A 17,085-nucleotide genomic window follows, 5' to 3' on the forward strand; every position below is an offset into this window, starting at 1 on the left:
CATCACCTATGAGCGTGATATATTCAGAAGGGGCATTGATGATTAAAGCACTGGCGGCTTTATGGAAATATAGCTTTTTTAGTACGGCGGATTCGGGCATTTGCTTTTTATTATAAAAATAAAAAAGAACGACAAGATTCCCGTCGTTCTTTTTTACAAGTTCATAGTACCCTTTATAAGAACATCCCACCTGAAGCCTCAATACGCTGCGCTGTAATCCAACGCGCTTCTTCTGTACACAGGAAAGCTACTACCCCGCCAATATCATCCGGCACACCGGTACGTCCCAGCGCTGTTTGAGCAGAGATATGTGCAATGGCCTGTGGCGCATGATCAAATACGGCTTTGGTAAAATCTGTTTCAATAATACCGGGAGCCACTACATTGGCAGTAATGCCACGTACACCCACTTCCTTCGCCAGGTACCTGGTGAATACTTCTATAGCGCCCTTCATGGAAGCATAAGCTGCATAACCTGGAGTTACAAAACGGGCCAGTCCGGTAGAAAGATTAATGATACGACCGTTGTCCGCAATGAAAGGCAACGCCTTCTGTGTAAGGAAGTATACGCCTTTTAAATGCACCTGATACAATTCATCAAAGTCTGCTTCTGTTGTTTGTGGAATCAGGGATCCACGATCAATGCCGGCATTGTTTACCAGGAAATCGAAAGTGCCACTGCCGGTTGCTGTCTGCAGATGAGTGGATACGGTATCAAAAAAAGCATCGAATGCTTTTGTATCAGCGGTATCCAGCTGGAAAGCCGCTGCTTTTTGCCCCAGCGCCTGTATCTCCCCTACTACTTTGTCTGCTTCTGTTTGGTTGCTTTTATAAGTGATAATGATATCATGTCCGTTTTTAGCAAGATGTAAAGACATATTCCTGCCTAAACCACGACTACCGCCCGTTACCAGGGCTATTTTATTTTTCGCTGCCATTTTTGTTATCTTTTTTTGATAGCACAAATTTCTGGTAATCTTTTGGAGTGGTTGTGGTGATAGCTTAAGTATTTTAAAACGAAACCGGCCATTCTATGCGGGGTATTGCGCATAAAATGGCCGGCTATTATTAGTGGTGATATTAATCGTTTAGCAGCATCTCCAGCTGTTGCTTCAGTTTCTCTTCTACTTCTGGTCCTTCAAATCCTATGTTGGTGAAAATGATGTTACCTTCTTTGTTGATGAGATAGGAAGCAGGAATAATATTAAACCTGAACTTATCTCCTACAGCCGGATCAGTATTATAATACACCGGGAAAGTATATTTCTTATTCCCGCTCCAGCCTTGTGCATCTGCCAGGGTATTCTTAGCGCCGCTGTTAGTGATCATAAACACCACGTCCGGATGTTGTTTGTATTGATCATATAACTTTTGCAGATAAGGCATTTCCTGCATACAGGGAATGCACCAGGTAGCCCAGAAATCAATCAGGATGATCTTACCTTTCAGCGATGCCGCGGATACTGGCTGCCCTTTCATATCCACAAACGTATTCAGGGGTGGCGCTGGTTTGTTCATCCGTTGTTTTTTCACTTTGGCTATCAGCATCTTTTTCCGGAACACCTCCAACTGTGCCAGTTTGGTGGCATTATTGGTATGCTGATAAAAAGCAGCGGCATTATCCAGTGTTTCTTTGCCGGCATATTCATCTGTTGCCTGTTCCATGTATTTATCTGCTGTTGCAAGCTGTCCCTGTTTCATGGCGATCAGTCCCAGCATAGATAATAAATGTCCGCTGCCTTTATGAATCGTTGCCTGCCGCGTACTATCATCTACTGCAGGATAGATATAGCCTGTTTCCGGAAAATAACGGATCACGCCTACCGGATAACTATCCACACTGTCCAGTGCACGTTGTGCGTAGCTGCTGGCACTATCCAACGCCAGAGTGTTATCCAGCAATGTTTGCGCGATCTCCTGCCAGGTGAGCAACTTATAGGGGTTCTCCTTTTCGTTGGTCATGAAACGGGCGTGATACAATGCTTTGCTGCTATCCTTTTTTACGCTGTAATATTGAAACAGTTTGTCATGCATGCCACTAAAAGATTCACTGTTCGCTGCTGTTTCTTTTTTCAGTTCATTTTCAAAAAAGGTGATCTGCCGCGCAGTATCTTTTCCTTTGGCTACTTCTTCGGTCATGAGCTCTCTCCCTACGTCCGAGGCGGGATAGCTTTCACGGATAACTTTCCGGATAGAGTCCAGCCGAGTATTTTCACCGATGATCAGGTAGCCCATGGTGACCTTATTAATATTCCCCCTGTTAGTAGGCGCCGAATTAAATTTATCGGCGATCACCTGGTGTGCTTGCATACGGAGTTGTTCCTTTTCCTTAGGCGTATTGGCGGTATTTATTTGATAGATCAGCAGCCGCAATTTTGCTTCGTAGTTATCCGGATAACGCGACAGCTCTTCTTTGTAAAGCGCGGCCTGTTTATCCGCCAGCAATGGAGATTTCGCCATTTGCGCGCTCATGCTATATCCTTTATAAAGCGATACATCTTTTACCGGCATTTTATTTTTAAAAACGGTGATTTCATAATGCCTGTCTTTTGCCGGTTTATCAATCGCCTCTCCGCTTTCCAGGTAAAAGGTGGCGAAGGTACTATAGTCAGCCAGCACAAAGGAGGTCGTCCATTTATTGCCGTTGCGCTGCATGTTCATTCTCCATGCCTGGTTGTAAAAATTGGAATACGAAAACACCACGGTTACAGGGTTGGTGGACGCCGGGATGGTAGCTCCCGGCGYCGATGGATCGTAGGTAATCGTAACGGTCTGACCGCGTTCCGGATACTCCGGGGTGATCACCACCCGCTGTTGTGCATACGTTTCACTAACGGCAAGTAGCGCCAGTAAATGTAGCAGGATTAAATGTTTCATGCGAACGATGGTTATTTGTACCCTTCATTCTGGGTAAGGTTAACATTAGTTCTGATAGCATCAGAAGGAATCGGGTACAATGTATCAGTAGACTGCCAGTTAGCGCCTTTGACAGGCCCCAGCACGGCGTCTGATCTTTTGGTACGTTTCAGGTCAAACCAGCGATGGCCCCACTCTGCAAACAATTCCACTTTACGTTCCTGCTCTACCGCCAGCAGTAATGCAGGCTGTGTCAGGGAGGTAGACAGATCAGGCAATCCTGCACGTTTGCGGATTGCATCCAGGTCATCACGTCCGTCAGACAGTTTGCCCTGTTGGATACGGGCTTCAGCACGAATAAGATATTGTTCTGCAACGCGCATCACCATGGAATACTCCGTTATAGAACCAACTGTTCCCAGTCTTACTTTATACTTATAGGGGAAGTAATACGTTGCGCCGGCAGTAGTTTTTCTAAACCCTGTCCAGTTAGCAAGCCTAAGATCATTCGGTTCAAATTTCCGGATCAACTGGATGGTGTCCAGTCTGAATAAAGCCGAGGCAGTAGGCGTGCCGGGAGTAGAAGTGAAACCTTCCCAGGTATTGCGACCACCAGTCACATTTACCGGCTGTAATTGCCAGATTGCTTCCTGGCTGTTGGCGAGGAATACGGTATTCAAATCTTTCAACAGGGAATAGCGGCTATCGCTGATCACCAATGTGGCGGTAGCTTCTGCCAGCGCCCATTGTTGATTATACAGATAAGTTCTGGCCAGCAAAGCATTGGATGCCGCTTTATTGGGACGCAACCGCAAACCAGTAGGATAATCATCCCCCATGAGTTCCACCGCCTGTTTCAGGTTAGCGATGATCATATCGTATATTTCTGCGCGCGGTGCACGTGGCTTTACGCCATTGACTTTATAATCTGTACTGGTAATCATAGGCACATCTCCATACATATTTACCAGGTAGAAATACAGGAAGGAACGGGTGAAGTAAGCCTCTCCCAATAACTGATTTTTCACGGAGGCGGTTAAACCGGTGGCAGCGGAAAGCCCTTCTATACAGGCATTCGTCTGATAAATGTAAGCATATACTGCTGCAAACATCCGTTGTGGAAAGGTGCTGCTGGGCAACAACCTGTTTTCACGGAATACATCATAGTCTGCATACCCGGTATAGTAGTACATTTCATCTGCCTGCATCGCCGACAGATAGCTCACCAGTACATTGGCAAACTGGTAATTGAGGGCATTCATGTCGCTGTACAAACCAGTGACTGCTGCCGTTGCCGTTTTATCATCCGTAAAAACAAGACCTGATACCAGCTCATTCTTTGGCAAAGGCGTTTCTACGTATTTGTTGCAGGCACTGGCACTCAGTATCATCAGGCCAGCTAAAAATATATGAATACGTTTCATGTTAAATCTTTTATTATCTGCTGAACAGGAAAATTTCTTTATAACCCAAACTGTAATCCTATCACATAGGATTTTACCGGAGGCATTTTCATACCCTGCGTTTCAGGATCCAAACCATTATAGTTAGTGAAGGTGAGCAGGTTTTGCGCCAAAGCATATACACTCACATTATTCATCTTCCATTTCTTTGTATACTTCGATAAGTCATATCGCAGTGAAATATTTTTCAGGCGGATGTAAGAAGCGTCACCCCAATTGGCGGAGGAGAGCGCATAATTTCTGAAATCTGCGGTTCCGCCACTGGCGCTGGCGCCCGGCACATTAGTCACGTCACCTTTATTCTTCCAGCGATCCAGTGCGCTGATGTCCTGGTTCGCAAACGTACCTATACCTGCTTTGCCGTAGCCATAGTTAATACCAGGCCCTTCCTGTTTTACAAACTGTAAGAAAAAATCAAAGCTGATACCTTTCCAGGTAAACGAGTTCTGTAAGCCGCCGTAAAACCTGGGATCCGTATTACCCAGGGTAACATAGTCATCATTTTCGGCAGGTGTACTGGCGCCGCTGTTGCTGAAGAACAGGGGTTTGCCGGTTTGTGGATCTATACCCAGGAATTTATATCCTCTTACAACAGTCAACGGCTCTCCTATCACATAGGTATCTTTATAAGCAGAAGCTTCAAAATCCGGGTATTCCTTCAGCTTATTTTTAGGGATTGATATATTGAATGATGTTTTCCAGGTAAAGTTCTGCCTTGAAATATTGGTGCTGCTTACTTCAAATTCCCAGCCCTGGTTTACCACGCTGGCGGGCAGGTTTGCTGTAATGGAAGAAAAGCCTACCTGGGGTGACAACTGCAAATCCACCAGTTGGTTATCGGAAATATTGTAGTAGTAGTTGGCATTAAAAAAGATACGATCCCTCAGGAAGCCCAACTCCAGGCCGATCTCTCTTTTATGACTTTCTTCCCAACGGAATAATCCATTTGCCAAACGGGAAGGTACCAGGCCGGGTACGCCGTTATAAGGGTTAGATGTAGATGACCAGCTATCCAGGTATTGATAATCCCCTACCTTGTCGTTACCGGAGTTACCAATACTTCCCCTGATTTTACCAAAGCTCAGGAAGCTGTTATCTTTCAGGAAATCTTCCTTGCTGAATATCCAGGCGGCGCCAATGGCGCCGAAATTACCAAATCGTTTGTCTGGTGCAAAACGTGTAGAACCATCGCGGCGGAAGGAAGCATTCACAATATATTTTCCGTCCCAGTTGTAGTTAAGCCGGCCGAAAAATGATGCGTAGCGATAAAAAGAATACACAGAGGGGCGTGGGGTTATCTGGCTCGCAGCATTCTGCTCTTCCAGCAATGCATCGCTGGAAAAGCCACTTGCTGTTACCGACTGTCCCTGCGTGAGATTCTGCTGCCAGCTCCCCCCCAGTAATACCTGCAGGTCGCCCTTTGCAATTTTCTTTGTATAGTCTGCCTGTGGCTCTATGATATAAGATCCAAAGCTGGAAGAACCAAAAAGGGATTGACTTCCGGTAGTTGTTATCGGATTAAAGCTGGCATCAGGCATGGTCTGCGTCTGCTTCATGTCTGTACGGGTATATCCCAGGTTGGCTTTAATGTTCAGACCAGGCAGCAGAGTATACCTGATGACACTGTTTGTTGCCAGGTTATTTGTACGGACCTCCGATTTTCGCAACAAAAAAGCGGCGGGATTTTGCTGCATATCAAACCAATACAGCTTACCGGTAGAATCGTACAATGGCATATTAGGCGCCAGGTTATAAAACATAGTCAGATCGGTAGGCAACGTATTATCACGACTACTGGTATAATTTACAGAAGCACTGATATTAAACTTACCGTTTGTGCTGCTATGGTTCAGGTTTATATGGCCGGCTCCACGCTGAAAGCCCAAATGATCTGCCATCACACTTGATTCTTTGTGGTAAGTACCACTTAAGAAAAACTGTGTTTGCTCACTGCCACCGGAGATAGATCCCTGTGCTTCTGTAGTATGTGCGGTATTGCCCATATAGAATTTTTGCCAGTCAGTTGTTTTTTGCTGATCCCAGCGTGTCAGATCAGGCGCATTCTCTTCATCATATGGTTTATTGTCATTTTTATACGCTTCTTTACGCATAGTAATGTACTCCGGCGTACTCAGCATCTTCATGGTATTTACTACCTTCTGCGCGCCCGTATATACGTTGAAGTTAGTTTGTGTTTTTCCGCTCTTCCCTTTTTTGGTTTTGATCAGTATCACACCGTTAGCACCCCTGGAACCGTAAATAGAAGTAGCATCTGCATCTTTCAGAATAGAGATACTTTCAATATCAGCGGGGTTAATAGCAGCCAGCGGACTTTGCTCGCCATTGGCAGCAGTAAACTGATTGAGCGGTTCTGAATAAAAGGGTACGTCATCAATTACATATAATGGATCATTGGGACTGAGGATAGAACTCTGGCCTCTTATGGTTACCTTAAAATTGGAACCGGATAAACCACTGGAGGAGTTAATAATTACACCAGACGCCCGTCCCTGCATAGCACCTAATGCATCCAGCACCGGCTGCGAGGCAATATCAGCCGATTTAATAGTGGCTACTGATCCAGTGTTATTACGTTTACTGGTAGTACCATAACCCACGATCACCATTTCATCCAGACTGCTGGTTTGTGGTTTCAGGTATAATTGCAGCGGACCGAAGTTCCCTACGTGGAAGGTCTGGGACTCAAAACCAACATAAGATACCACCAGTTCATCACCCGGACCTGCAGCAAGAGAGAAGTGTCCTTTTTCATCGGTGATGGTACCAATATTAGTTCCCTTCACCTTCACGGTTACCCCAATCAGCAGGTTACCAGCAGCATCTTTCACTACACCGGTCAACGGCTGTTGTGGAGTCTCCCAGACGATGTTCGTTTGACTGGAACCCGCCGGTAGTACTTTCTTCTTAATAAAAATTGTTTTGTCCTTAATCGTATAATCCAATGATTGTCCCTTGAAGATTTCCGTGAGGAAGTCTGCCAGCGGCTTGTTCTCTGCCTTAATGGTCACTGGTTTCACTGCACTCAACAGATCCCTGTCGTAAAAGAACAGGTAACCGGTTTGTTGTTTTACCGAAGAAAAAACTTCCTCCATGGGAGCATTTTTCACCGATACTGATACTGTTTGCGCAAAAGCACCCGCAGATACTTTTAAGGTCGCCACAATCATGAGAAAGATCGTTAATCTCATAGTAAGTGCAATTTTGGTTGCGGAAAGTCCAGGCATAGAAAGGACTTTACCATGATAAGTCAATTGCATAAATTTGCATTTGTTAGGATGGATAATCAGTATTCAAGTATGTACAAGCTTAGTGCGGTCATCATCCGGACATTTCCCCGGAGGTGGGTCCAATCACCTCCGGTTTTTTTATTGTCCGGACAACCGCCTTATAATGTCTAAAGTTGGTCGTGCATAATATTCAGTTGACGATAGCTAAAAATTAAACTGGCTGTTACTTATGGTTCCACGATGATACTGCGGCCCTGCAGGCGGAAATGGATACCGGTATTTTCCAATCCGTCCAATACATCGGACAGTGGCAGATTACGTTGAATTTCTCCCTGAAATCTACGGGCAGGAATAGTACCTGCATAAACAATTGTTACATCATACCATCTGGCCAGTTGGCGCATCACGGTGGGTATATCTGCGTCACGGAAATAAAACTCATCCTTCTTCCAGGCCAGGATGGCGGCAGTATCTGCCTTTGCTATTATATTGATATCGCCAGGGTCATTTACCAATGCCTGCTGGCCGGGTAATAATACCCTTGATCCATTACGGGAGTTTACTTTTACGGCGCCTTGTATAAGGGTCGTTTTAATGCCCGGTTCATCTGTATAGGCATTGATGTTAAAGCTGGTTCCTAATACTTCTATATTGGTGAGCGGGCCTACTTTTACATTAAACGGCATTTTTTCCTTTGCTGTCACTTCAAAATAAACCTCTCCCTTTATCTCCACTTCTCTTTTCCCTTGCTGAAAAGCAGTAGGGTAGGTAATGGCGGAAGCGGCGTTCAACCATACCCTGGTGCCATCCGGCAGCGTAAGCCGAAACTGACCACCTCTGGGTGTAGTGAGGGTATTGATGGTAGTTTGAGCGGAATAGTCCTGCGTATTATACTGCAGCTGACCATTGTTCAAATGAATAAGTGCGCCCTGTTGTTGAATCACCTGGTTGCCGTTACTATCCAATGGTATCACTGAACCATCTGCCAGTGTTAACATGGCTTTACTGGATCCCGGCAATATCCGGGCAGCCGGTACTGATACGGCGGCTACCCGTGGTGCCGGAGCGGAAGGACGGAATAAATAAATGCCTGCACCCAATAGCAGCAACACCGCCGCCGCAGCACTCCACCAGCGGTACATGTTGCGTACCCGCCCCTTGTCTGCTACCGGAAAATGTTGTGCACTAAAGGTGGCCCAACCGGCAGCAGTATCAAATTTCTCATACTGCGCCAGCTTATCGCGAAGGATCACCGGATCCGTTAGCTGTTCAAAAAAAAGACGATTTTCCGCAGACGCGGCTACCCATACCTGCAGTTCTTCCTCCTCTGTAGTGGTCAATATGCCCTGCTGATACCGGTATATCAGGTAAGCCATTCGTTGTAATACCGGGTTGGTTTCACTGTTTTGTTCTGCTGCCACTTCGTCCTTTTAATATAGAAACAATGAAATTTTCATTTCGATTAAAGAAATCGGAAAAAATATTTCTCCCTTAAAACAAATGATTAATAATTATAATAATGTTTGATCAGGGTGATATAAACCCCTAACAATGGTAATATGTTCTTTTTTATCAGGCTGCTTCTGATGAGTTTAAGCGCCCGTAGCTTCTGTGCCCTGACAGTATTGTAGGAGATCTGTAAGGTTGTGGCAATATCCTCGTTCTTGCGTCCTTCGAGGTAACTCATTTTAAAAATCCGCCTGCATTGGGTCGGAAGATGTTCTATTTCCTCGTATAACTGCTGTATAATTTCTGTTTCTGTGAGTACAGCATCAAAACCACTCATCTCATCTGTTACCTGCTCTTCCTGTAAATAAGAAAATTCTTTTTCTTTTACAGATAACCGCTCCCGGCTCTTCAGAAAATTGAGACAAGCATTTTTGGTGGCAATAAAAAGAAAGGCTTTTATATTGGTAGCAGATTTAAAATCACCCCGTTTATCCCAAAGCTTTGAAAAGGTTTCCTGCACGAGGTCCTCTGCCTCCTGTTCACTATCAACAATGGTAAAGGCAAAATAACATAGCGCTCTGTAATGCTGGTTAAATATAAATTGGAAAGCGGATTGGTCTCCACCAGCGAACTTTTGCAGTAAAATATGCTCCTTGTTTGAATACTCGGCTATCATCCCTGGAACCTCCTCCCCTGACAATATAAATGATTATTTATCGCTCTAAAAATACCGATAAAAGCTGATTTATTTATACTTATCAGGAAAATAGCTGGGGCTATTCAGCTGATAACCTCTACTGTTGCGGGTACCGGACATTGTATTCCAGGGATGCCCATCCCATTACACAGCGTTTATAATCCGGCTGATAAACTCATTATATTCGTCTCTCATCGGCAATTCCATATTGCGGCAAAGCTGCTTTCTTTTTACGATCACGGTAGTTTGCTGCTTCACATCAAAACCTTCTTTCTCTACTTCTGCCCAGTAAATACCGGTGCCTCTCTTTTGCCATAAGGGTAGTTCATTGAAATTTACGCCCATCGAAAACAGCAGCTCATTTTTCTCCGCGATACTAAGCTTTTCAATACGTTTGGAGGCATCTGTTTTAGTAACGCCATCCTGCCTTAAACGCCAATAGCAGTGTGCATTCAGGGAGTTACGGTGCGCATCTTCATTACGCCAGCGAAAATAATCTTCTACGAGTCCGGCATTAGGCAGTTCACAGATGCGGCAATCGAAAGCTGCCACACTCCCCAGCAACACCGAGAATTGCGCGCTGGCTTCTCCGGCAAGTATGGAATTATATTTCCGGTGCTTCCGGGAGAAAGCTGTTTCATTTAAATCAAATAACAAGGAAATTTCATCGCTTTGTGTATAGCCATAAATTACCTTAAATCCACAATTCATCAGGTGCTCCGTAGTAGCAATCATGTAATCGCGGAAGCGTACATCGAAAGGTGCTTCAAAAGGATGTGTTTCTTTGGTAAGCCGTGTAAAACCACGACCATCAATCCTCGCTACCATATACATACCAGGCAATACCTGTGTATCGTGCGCTGTTTCATATACGCGCATTTTTAAATCCAGATCATCAAACTTCATGGGTCCAGGGTTTTATAATAAACCTATTGTCTACTATCTCTACAAAATACAATTCATCAAATCCTTCTTCCGGCGAGGGCAACTCCAGCCGGCGGTAAGTGCCGCGGATACCCACCTCCGGGATAAATGCCTTACCGGATCGCCCACTGTTACGTTCTATAGCACCCGCCAGCGCTGATTTAAAATAATATCCCTTCACTTTAAATTTATACTGTTTTGCCAGGGCAATATATCTCTCCCGGTCCGCTTTACCCGGATTCGTATTATCTACCACAAATGGTTGTTGCAGGGAAAAACATACATCTAAAAAACGCCCTTCCTTGTTACGGGTATGCAGCTGATCCATAGAGATCCGCATATGCGTTTCAAAAAAATGCTGTTTGTAAAAAGATGTTTTACCGGTAGCTTGTATACCACAAAAAATAATTGCTTCCATTAGATATCACTGTGCTTTTTCTTTGGCGGCAGATAAATTAGATAACGCGATCAATCCTGCGCCGGCAATAACAGCACCGCCCATAAACGGAAAACCTGCACCCACAAGATCTTCTATCCTTGCTGAAAAGAGGAAGGGCAAACAAAAAAACATGCCAGCAATGCCGGCTGCTATGGCGGCAAAAGATCCCCATTTTGCGATATTATCTACGATAGCTATTTTTTCAAAAGCAGTTTTTGATAGCGCGATCAATCCTGCACCGGCTATGAAAGCGCCGCCGGCGAAAGGAAATCCGGCCCCTACCAGATCTTCTATTCTTGCTGAAAAGAGGAAAGGCAAACAAAAAAGCATACCGGCAACACCGGCTGCTATGGCGGCAAATGCGCCAAATCTTACAATAATAGTCATAAGGATAACAGTTACATAAGTACAGATGGCTATAAATATTTTGTCAACAACTACAGGTCAGCAGTCCCGCAACAACGAGCAATTTTTTTAGTGAATCATCATAGTACAGGATATTATCTCGCTAAAATATAAAATAAATCACTTCTCCGAAATACGGTACACACAACGGCGTTGGCCGCCGGGTATATGCTCTATCCGTTCTATCGCAGCATTTTTTCCGAGCACTGCTCCAAACACATCCTGTTCCATCTGGCAAAAATAACTGCAACATTTGGCCGCTGCCTGAATAGGACAATGATTCTCTATCAGCAGGAAACTATCTCCTTCTTTTTTGAACTCCGCCATGTAACCTTCCCGCTTGCGGAGATCTGCCAGCTGAAGCACCTTACTTTCCAGGTCTTTACAATCTTTCAGCTCTTCCTGGTATTTCTCCTGTGTACTTTGTGCGGTAGCATCCAGTACTTTGCCCATGTTTTCGGGCGATAATGTTTTACTCATATTACAGAGCAGCTTCAGCGCCAGGTCCTGGTGGCGGTCCGGAAAACGGGCATTGCCTGCGTCGGTTAAAGACCAGATCTGTTTTGGTCTTCCTCTTCCCTTCGATTCTGTAGTAGCTTCTACCAATCCTTCATTTGCCAGTTTGAGCAGTTGAAAACGCGCTCCCTCCATGGTTACCTTCAACTCTTCGGCTAGTGCGCACAAAGGTTGTGGTCCCCTGGTTTTGAGTATCCATATCGCCCGCTCATTGTCAGCAAAATTATTATTCATAATAAACAAAGTGTTTATTTGGTTTATTAAGCAAAGATACTATCTTTGTCCCATAACTAAAACGAATAGTTGCGATCCCGCAACACCGGCACTGCCGCGCGTATACCGTGTGCAGCACCTGAGTATGCGGCGATTCAAAACTACTACTCCGTCATATCAACCGGCAGGGCCCTCCGGCTGATATTATTAAACATATACGAATCAACAGCTAAGGCTATGGCAGCCTCGTTGCTTTCAGCAGCAGGCCCCCGCATGTACATACTTTAAACATAAACATCCATTACAATGAAAATAGCAATAATAATTGGCAGTATCCGTCAGGGAAGACAATCTCAGAAGATCGCCCATTACCTGCAACATAAATTACAGGCAAATGGAAGCACTATTGATCTGATAGACCTTGCAGAAACGCCCCTACCCATGCTGGAAGAGCGTGTGGGCAAGCATCCGCAGCTGCCGGCAGCAGTACAGGATTTAAGTAACCGCCTCCATACAGCAGATGCGGTGATCATGGTTACACCGGAATATCATGGAAGCTTTTCCGGTGTATTGAAAAATGCACTTGACTATTTTTACGGCGAATTTTCGAAGAAAGTGATCGGCATTGTAACTGTCAGCGCCGGCAAATTCGGGGGCATTAACGCCGCTACACAGCTGCAACAAGTGATCCTCAGCTTAGGCGCCTTCCCACTCCCCACCAAATTGCTGGTGCCGGAAGTATATGGCGCATTCAATGACGCGCAGGAATTAACCAATGAATTTACACTCAGATCGGCACAAAAATTCATGGATGAATTTCAATGGTTTGCGAGCGCCATCTGCGAAAAGAAACAACAGGCTACACTTAGTATCTAAACACATTCCCGATACCGCGGAGAATACGGGCATTCTTCGCTGTATCGGGTTTTTAGCTATTAGTTTTTAAGCCATAACTTTTAGTTAAACCATGATATTTTCCGCTGCATTGCCTAACAGCTAATGGCTAACAGCTAAAAGCTAAAAAAACATGCTATCTTGCCCCCTATTATACAATATTTACGGGACGCATTCGTCTTCAAAATGGAAATCCTGTTTTTAGCTGCAAAACATATCTGGTAAGATGAAACAAGAAGCTGGTACTAAAAAGAAAGAAGCCGGCATATTCAGTCTGCTGCAACCATATATGGGAATGGTTGTTTTGCTGATACTGTTTACGCTGTTGAGCAATGGCCTCAACTTATGGCTACCCAAAATTATCGGAAACGGCATCGATGCATATGAGCATGGTACCTTTCAACTCAACCCGTTACTGATAAAATTCCTGGTGGCTATCGTCATCATCCTGGTGTTTACTTATCTTCAGAATATCATACAAACATATGTGTCTGAAAAAGTAGCCAGGAACCTCCGCACCCAAATTTCAGATAAAATATCCGGCCAGAGTTATGCCTGGATTGAACAGGCCAACCCTTCCCGATTGCTGACCAACCTGATTGCAGATGTGGATTCCATCAAATTATTTGTGTCGCAGGCGATCGTTTCCCTGGTATCTTCCCTGTTCATTATTATTGGTGCCAGCATATTACTGCTCACCATCAACTGGAAACTTGCCCTGGCGGTGATTGCCACCCTCCCCGTTATCGGTATTACCTTCTTCCTGGTATTACGTAAGGTAAGGGCTTTGTTCATCAAAAGCAGGGAAGTAATGGACTGGCTCAATAAGGTTATCAACGAAAGTATCCTCGGCGCAGCACTCATCAGGGTTATTAATTCCCAACAACTGGAATATGAAAAATTCCTCGATGCCAACGGTAAAGCCATGAACTTTGGTCTTTCTATTGTACGGATGTTTGCAGGACTGATCCCGGTGATCACTTTCTCTGCCGGCATAGCAGGACTCTTAATCCTCGCACTCGGCGGACATTTCGTCATCACTGATACCATGAGTCTCGGCGATTTCGCTGCGTTCAACAGCTACCTCGCCCTGCTGATCTTTCCCATACTGGTGATCGGCTTTATGAGCAATATTATTGCCCAGGCCACTGCTTCCTACCAAAGGATCAGCGCCGTCATCAATATGCCGGATATCATGCCCGGTGGTACCATTAATACTCCTGTTAAGGGAGACATCGAGTTCAGGGATATCACCGTGAACTACGGTCAGAAACCAGTGCTTAAAAACATCTCTTTTACCGTAAAAGCCGGATCAAAAGTAGCAGTGATAGGTCCTACTGCCGCAGGCAAAACCCAGTTGCTGTATTTGCTTACCGGCCTCATAAAACCGTCTTCCGGCACCGTGCTGATAGATGGCCGTCCGGTATCAGATTATAATTCCGAATCCTTTCACAGCCAGATTGGCTTTGTATTCCAGGACAGCATCATCTTCAATATGAGCATCCGGGAAAACATTGCCTTCAATGACAGTGTCACCGATGCATCCCTCGAAAAAGCACTGTACACATCTGAACTCAAAGAGTTCACAGAAGCATTGCCTGAAAAACTGAACACCATCGTGTCAGAAAGAGGCACCAGTCTTTCCGGTGGGCAAAAACAGCGCATCATGCTGGCACGCGCACTGGCTATCAACCCAAAGATCCTGCTACTGGATGATTTCACCGCCCGTGTAGATACCAATACGGAAAAGAAAATACTGGCCAACGTTCAGACAGAATATCCGGGCATCACGCTCCTGTCGGTGACACAGAAAATTTCTTCTGTAACACATTACGATCAGATCATCCTGCTCATGCAGGGCGAAATTATTGCCAGCGGTACACACCATGAACTGATCAATTCCAGTCCTGAGTACATCCAGATCTTTAATTCCCAACAAAGTACCAGCAACTATGAATTACAATCTTAATAAATATACGGAGAAGGAGCATAAAACATCCAACTACGCTGCATTCAGAAATCTGCTGCAGCTGATTTCCCATGAGAAAAAAAATCTGATCATCGCGTTATCAGCTATCCTGCTGAACTCTACGCTCAACCTGCTGGGACCTTTTTTAATTGGTTACACGATCGATCATTATGTGCAGCATAAACAATATCACGGCGTACTGGTATTCTCCGGTATATTACTGTGTATGTACCTGGTGGCCTTATTTACCAGCTTCTTTCAAACAAAACTGATGGGAGGTGTAGGACAACGAACCTTGTTCACACTCCGTAACTCCATCTTCAGTAAAATACAACAACTGCCGGTTGCCTTTTTTAATCAAAATAAAGCAGGAGACCTTATTTCGCGTGTCAACAACGATACCGATAAACTCAACCAGTTTTTTTCACAATCACTGATGCAGTTTGTGGGTAACATTGCCACTATGATTGGCTCCGGCATTTTTTTACTGGTGATCAATTATAAAATAGGTATTGCCGCGCTGGCACCCGCTTTGCTCATCCTGATCTTCACCAGGATCTTATCGCCCTGGATCAAAAGAAAAAATGCCGCCAACCTGAAAACAGTGGGTGGTATGAGTGCAGAAATTCAGGAAAGCCTCAGTAATTTTAAAGTAATCGTTGCCTTCAACCGCCGCGATTATTTCAGAAAACGCTTCAATGAAGCCAACGATAAGAATTACGAAACCGCTATTGGCGCTGGTTTGGCTAATAACGTATTTCTCCCGTTCTATGCCATGTGTGCCAGTATCGCACAACTGCTGGTACTGACAGGTGGTATATACCTGATTACACAGGGAGAATTCAGTATAGGCTTATTGGTGAGTTACCTGGCATACGCTAACTACTTTTATAATCCATTAAGACAACTCGCCACACTCTGGGCCAATTTCCAGGTAGCCATGGCGGGATGGGACCGGATCTCTGAAATACTGGCGCTGGAAACAGACCTGGTAACCGTACCGGCAGTAACTACCAATACATCCAACGCTCCATTACTGGAGTTCAGAAATGTACATTTCGGTTACCCGGAAGGCAGAGAAATATTACACAATATCAGTCTCTCCCTGGAACAAGGAAAAACCTATGCTTTGGTAGGACCAACTGGTGGCGGAAAAACAACCACCGCTTCTCTCATTGCACGTTTATACGATCCTACACAAGGCACCGTGCTGTTGAATGGAAAAGATATCAGGGGCTATGATGCAGATGAACGTTCTCAGAAAATTGGTTTCATTTTACAGGAACCATTCCTGTTTACCGGTACGGTAAAAGAAAATATATTATACGGCAATCCGCTGTATAAAGATTATACCAACGACCAGCTAACAGAAGTGATCAAAGAAGCCAACCTGGAAAAGCTGCTGGCTATCTTCGAAGAAGGCCTGGAATCAAAAGTAGTATCCGGTGGCGATGGGGTGAGCCTGGGACAAAAACAGCTTATTGCCTTTATGCGGGCCGTTCTCCGCAAACCAGACTTATTAATACTCGATGAGGCCACTGCAAATATTGATACCGTTACGGAACAGTTGCTGGGCGAAATACTGGAGAAATTGCCCGCATCTACTACGCGTGTAATTATTGCACACCGACTTAATACCATTGAGAATGCAGATGAAATATTTTTCGTGAATTCAGGAGAAGTAACCCGCGCGGGATCACTGCAAAATGCGATGGAGAAATTATTGCATGGGGTAAGAGTAAGTTAGTAATACAACCATTAGGTAGGGTAACTATCTGTTAGTACCCGATTGATATATACATATTCCGGCAGCGATTGTAACTTTTGTAACAATGCAGCCGGAATTTTTGTTGGTCCTGATAGTGCACCCGCTACCTGCCCTGCCGCCTAAAATACAGCCTTCAAATCGCGCCCGCTTACTTAATACTGCAGTCATACTGTAAAATAATAATATATCAGGAGAATAGTACATGGCATGGCCCCTCTCCACCGAACAGCTCCCCAATCCCGTT

General features: G+C 44.8%; 13 protein-coding genes. 3 read left to right on the plus strand and 10 right to left on the minus strand.

Annotation, left to right across the window (positions count from 1 at the left end):
- Positions 1 to 173: 173 nt before the first annotated feature.
- The 10 genes from AC1DP6_RS19420 to AC1DP6_RS19465 all read right to left on the minus strand — a co-directional run bounded on the left by AC1DP6_RS19420 (position 174) and on the right by AC1DP6_RS19465 (position 12,231).
- A complete protein-coding gene (locus AC1DP6_RS19420) occupies positions 174 to 938 on the minus strand; it encodes an SDR family oxidoreductase (protein ID WP_477056318.1) in 765 nt (254 codons plus the stop codon).
- A gap of 142 nt (positions 939 to 1,080) precedes the next feature.
- Positions 1,081 to 2,877: a TlpA family protein disulfide reductase gene (locus AC1DP6_RS19425; protein WP_477056319.1), complete on the minus strand. Its 1,797-nt coding sequence runs from the start codon at positions 2,875 to 2,877 to the stop codon at positions 1,081 to 1,083.
- 11 nt (positions 2,878 to 2,888) lie between these two features.
- Positions 2,889 to 4,280 carry a RagB/SusD family nutrient uptake outer membrane protein gene (locus tag AC1DP6_RS19430; RefSeq protein ID WP_477056320.1) on the minus strand — a complete coding sequence of 464 codons (1,392 nt, stop codon included), beginning with the start codon at positions 4,278 to 4,280 and terminating at the stop codon, positions 2,889 to 2,891.
- Between the two features lie 38 nt (positions 4,281 to 4,318).
- Positions 4,319 to 7,528: a SusC/RagA family TonB-linked outer membrane protein gene (locus AC1DP6_RS19435; RefSeq protein WP_477056321.1), complete on the minus strand. Its 3,210-nt coding sequence runs from the start codon at positions 7,526 to 7,528 to the stop codon at positions 4,319 to 4,321.
- Between the two features lie 266 nt (positions 7,529 to 7,794).
- Entirely contained in the window at positions 7,795 to 8,988 is a 1,194-nt protein-coding gene (locus tag AC1DP6_RS19440) for a FecR family protein (protein WP_477056322.1), read from the minus strand.
- 83 nt (positions 8,989 to 9,071) lie between these two features.
- On the minus strand, positions 9,072 to 9,716 hold the full coding sequence (locus tag AC1DP6_RS19445; protein ID WP_477056323.1) for an RNA polymerase sigma factor: 645 nt from the start codon (positions 9,714 to 9,716) through the stop codon (positions 9,072 to 9,074).
- Between the two features lie 141 nt (positions 9,717 to 9,857).
- Entirely contained in the window at positions 9,858 to 10,619 is a 762-nt protein-coding gene (locus AC1DP6_RS19450) for a tRNA(His) guanylyltransferase Thg1 family protein (RefSeq protein WP_477056324.1), read from the minus strand.
- A complete protein-coding gene (locus AC1DP6_RS19455) occupies positions 10,609 to 11,055 on the minus strand; it encodes an AAA family ATPase (protein ID WP_477056325.1) in 447 nt (148 codons plus the stop codon). The genes AC1DP6_RS19450 and AC1DP6_RS19455 overlap by 11 nt, the downstream gene beginning before the upstream one ends.
- A gap of 6 nt (positions 11,056 to 11,061) precedes the next feature.
- Entirely contained in the window at positions 11,062 to 11,463 is a 402-nt protein-coding gene (locus tag AC1DP6_RS19460; RefSeq protein WP_477056326.1) for a hypothetical protein, read from the minus strand.
- Positions 11,464 to 11,601: 138 nt separating this feature from the next.
- Positions 11,602 to 12,231 carry a helix-turn-helix transcriptional regulator gene (locus AC1DP6_RS19465; protein ID WP_477025416.1) on the minus strand — a complete coding sequence of 210 codons (630 nt, stop codon included), beginning with the start codon at positions 12,229 to 12,231 and terminating at the stop codon, positions 11,602 to 11,604.
- Between the two features lie 285 nt (positions 12,232 to 12,516).
- Between AC1DP6_RS19465 and AC1DP6_RS19470 the strand changes: the two genes are divergently transcribed.
- The 3 genes from AC1DP6_RS19470 to AC1DP6_RS19480 all read left to right on the plus strand — a co-directional run bounded on the left by AC1DP6_RS19470 (position 12,517) and on the right by AC1DP6_RS19480 (position 16,820).
- Positions 12,517 to 13,086, plus strand: a complete 570-nt coding sequence (locus AC1DP6_RS19470; RefSeq protein WP_441574366.1) for an NADPH-dependent FMN reductase — start codon at positions 12,517 to 12,519, stop codon at positions 13,084 to 13,086.
- 244 nt (positions 13,087 to 13,330) lie between these two features.
- A complete protein-coding gene (locus AC1DP6_RS19475; protein WP_477056327.1) occupies positions 13,331 to 15,073 on the plus strand; it encodes an ABC transporter ATP-binding protein in 1,743 nt (580 codons plus the stop codon).
- Positions 15,057 to 16,820, plus strand: coding sequence for an ABC transporter ATP-binding protein (locus AC1DP6_RS19480; RefSeq protein ID WP_477056328.1), 1,764 nt, complete (start codon positions 15,057 to 15,059; stop codon positions 16,818 to 16,820). The genes AC1DP6_RS19475 and AC1DP6_RS19480 overlap by 17 nt, the downstream gene beginning before the upstream one ends.
- The last annotated feature ends 265 nt before the right edge of the window (positions 16,821 to 17,085 follow it).

This window comes from Chitinophaga sp. 01L420 (assembly GCF_056399985.1).

Coding starts and splice junctions, on each gene's coding strand:
- AC1DP6_RS19420 (WP_477056318.1), bottom strand. CDS start 938: ATGGCAGCGAAAAATAAAATAGCCCTGGTAACGGGCGGTAGTCGTGGT.
- AC1DP6_RS19430 (WP_477056320.1), bottom strand. CDS start 4,280: ATGAAACGTATTCATATATTTTTAGCTGGCCTGATGATACTGAGTGCC.
- AC1DP6_RS19435 (WP_477056321.1), bottom strand. CDS start 7,528: ATGAGATTAACGATCTTTCTCATGATTGTGGCGACCTTAAAAGTATCT.
- AC1DP6_RS19450 (WP_477056324.1), bottom strand. CDS start 10,619: ATGAAGTTTGATGATCTGGATTTAAAAATGCGCGTATATGAAACAGCG.
- AC1DP6_RS19455 (WP_477056325.1), bottom strand. CDS start 11,055: ATGGAAGCAATTATTTTTTGTGGTATACAAGCTACCGGTAAAACATCT.
- AC1DP6_RS19460 (WP_477056326.1), bottom strand. CDS start 11,463: ATGACTATTATTGTAAGATTTGGCGCATTTGCCGCCATAGCAGCCGGT.
- AC1DP6_RS19465 (WP_477025416.1), bottom strand. CDS start 12,231: ATGAATAATAATTTTGCTGACAATGAGCGGGCGATATGGATACTCAAA.
- AC1DP6_RS19470 (WP_441574366.1), top strand. CDS start 12,517: ATGAAAATAGCAATAATAATTGGCAGTATCCGTCAGGGAAGACAATCT.
- AC1DP6_RS19475 (WP_477056327.1), top strand. CDS start 13,331: ATGAAACAAGAAGCTGGTACTAAAAAGAAAGAAGCCGGCATATTCAGT.
- AC1DP6_RS19480 (WP_477056328.1), top strand. CDS start 15,057: ATGAATTACAATCTTAATAAATATACGGAGAAGGAGCATAAAACATCC.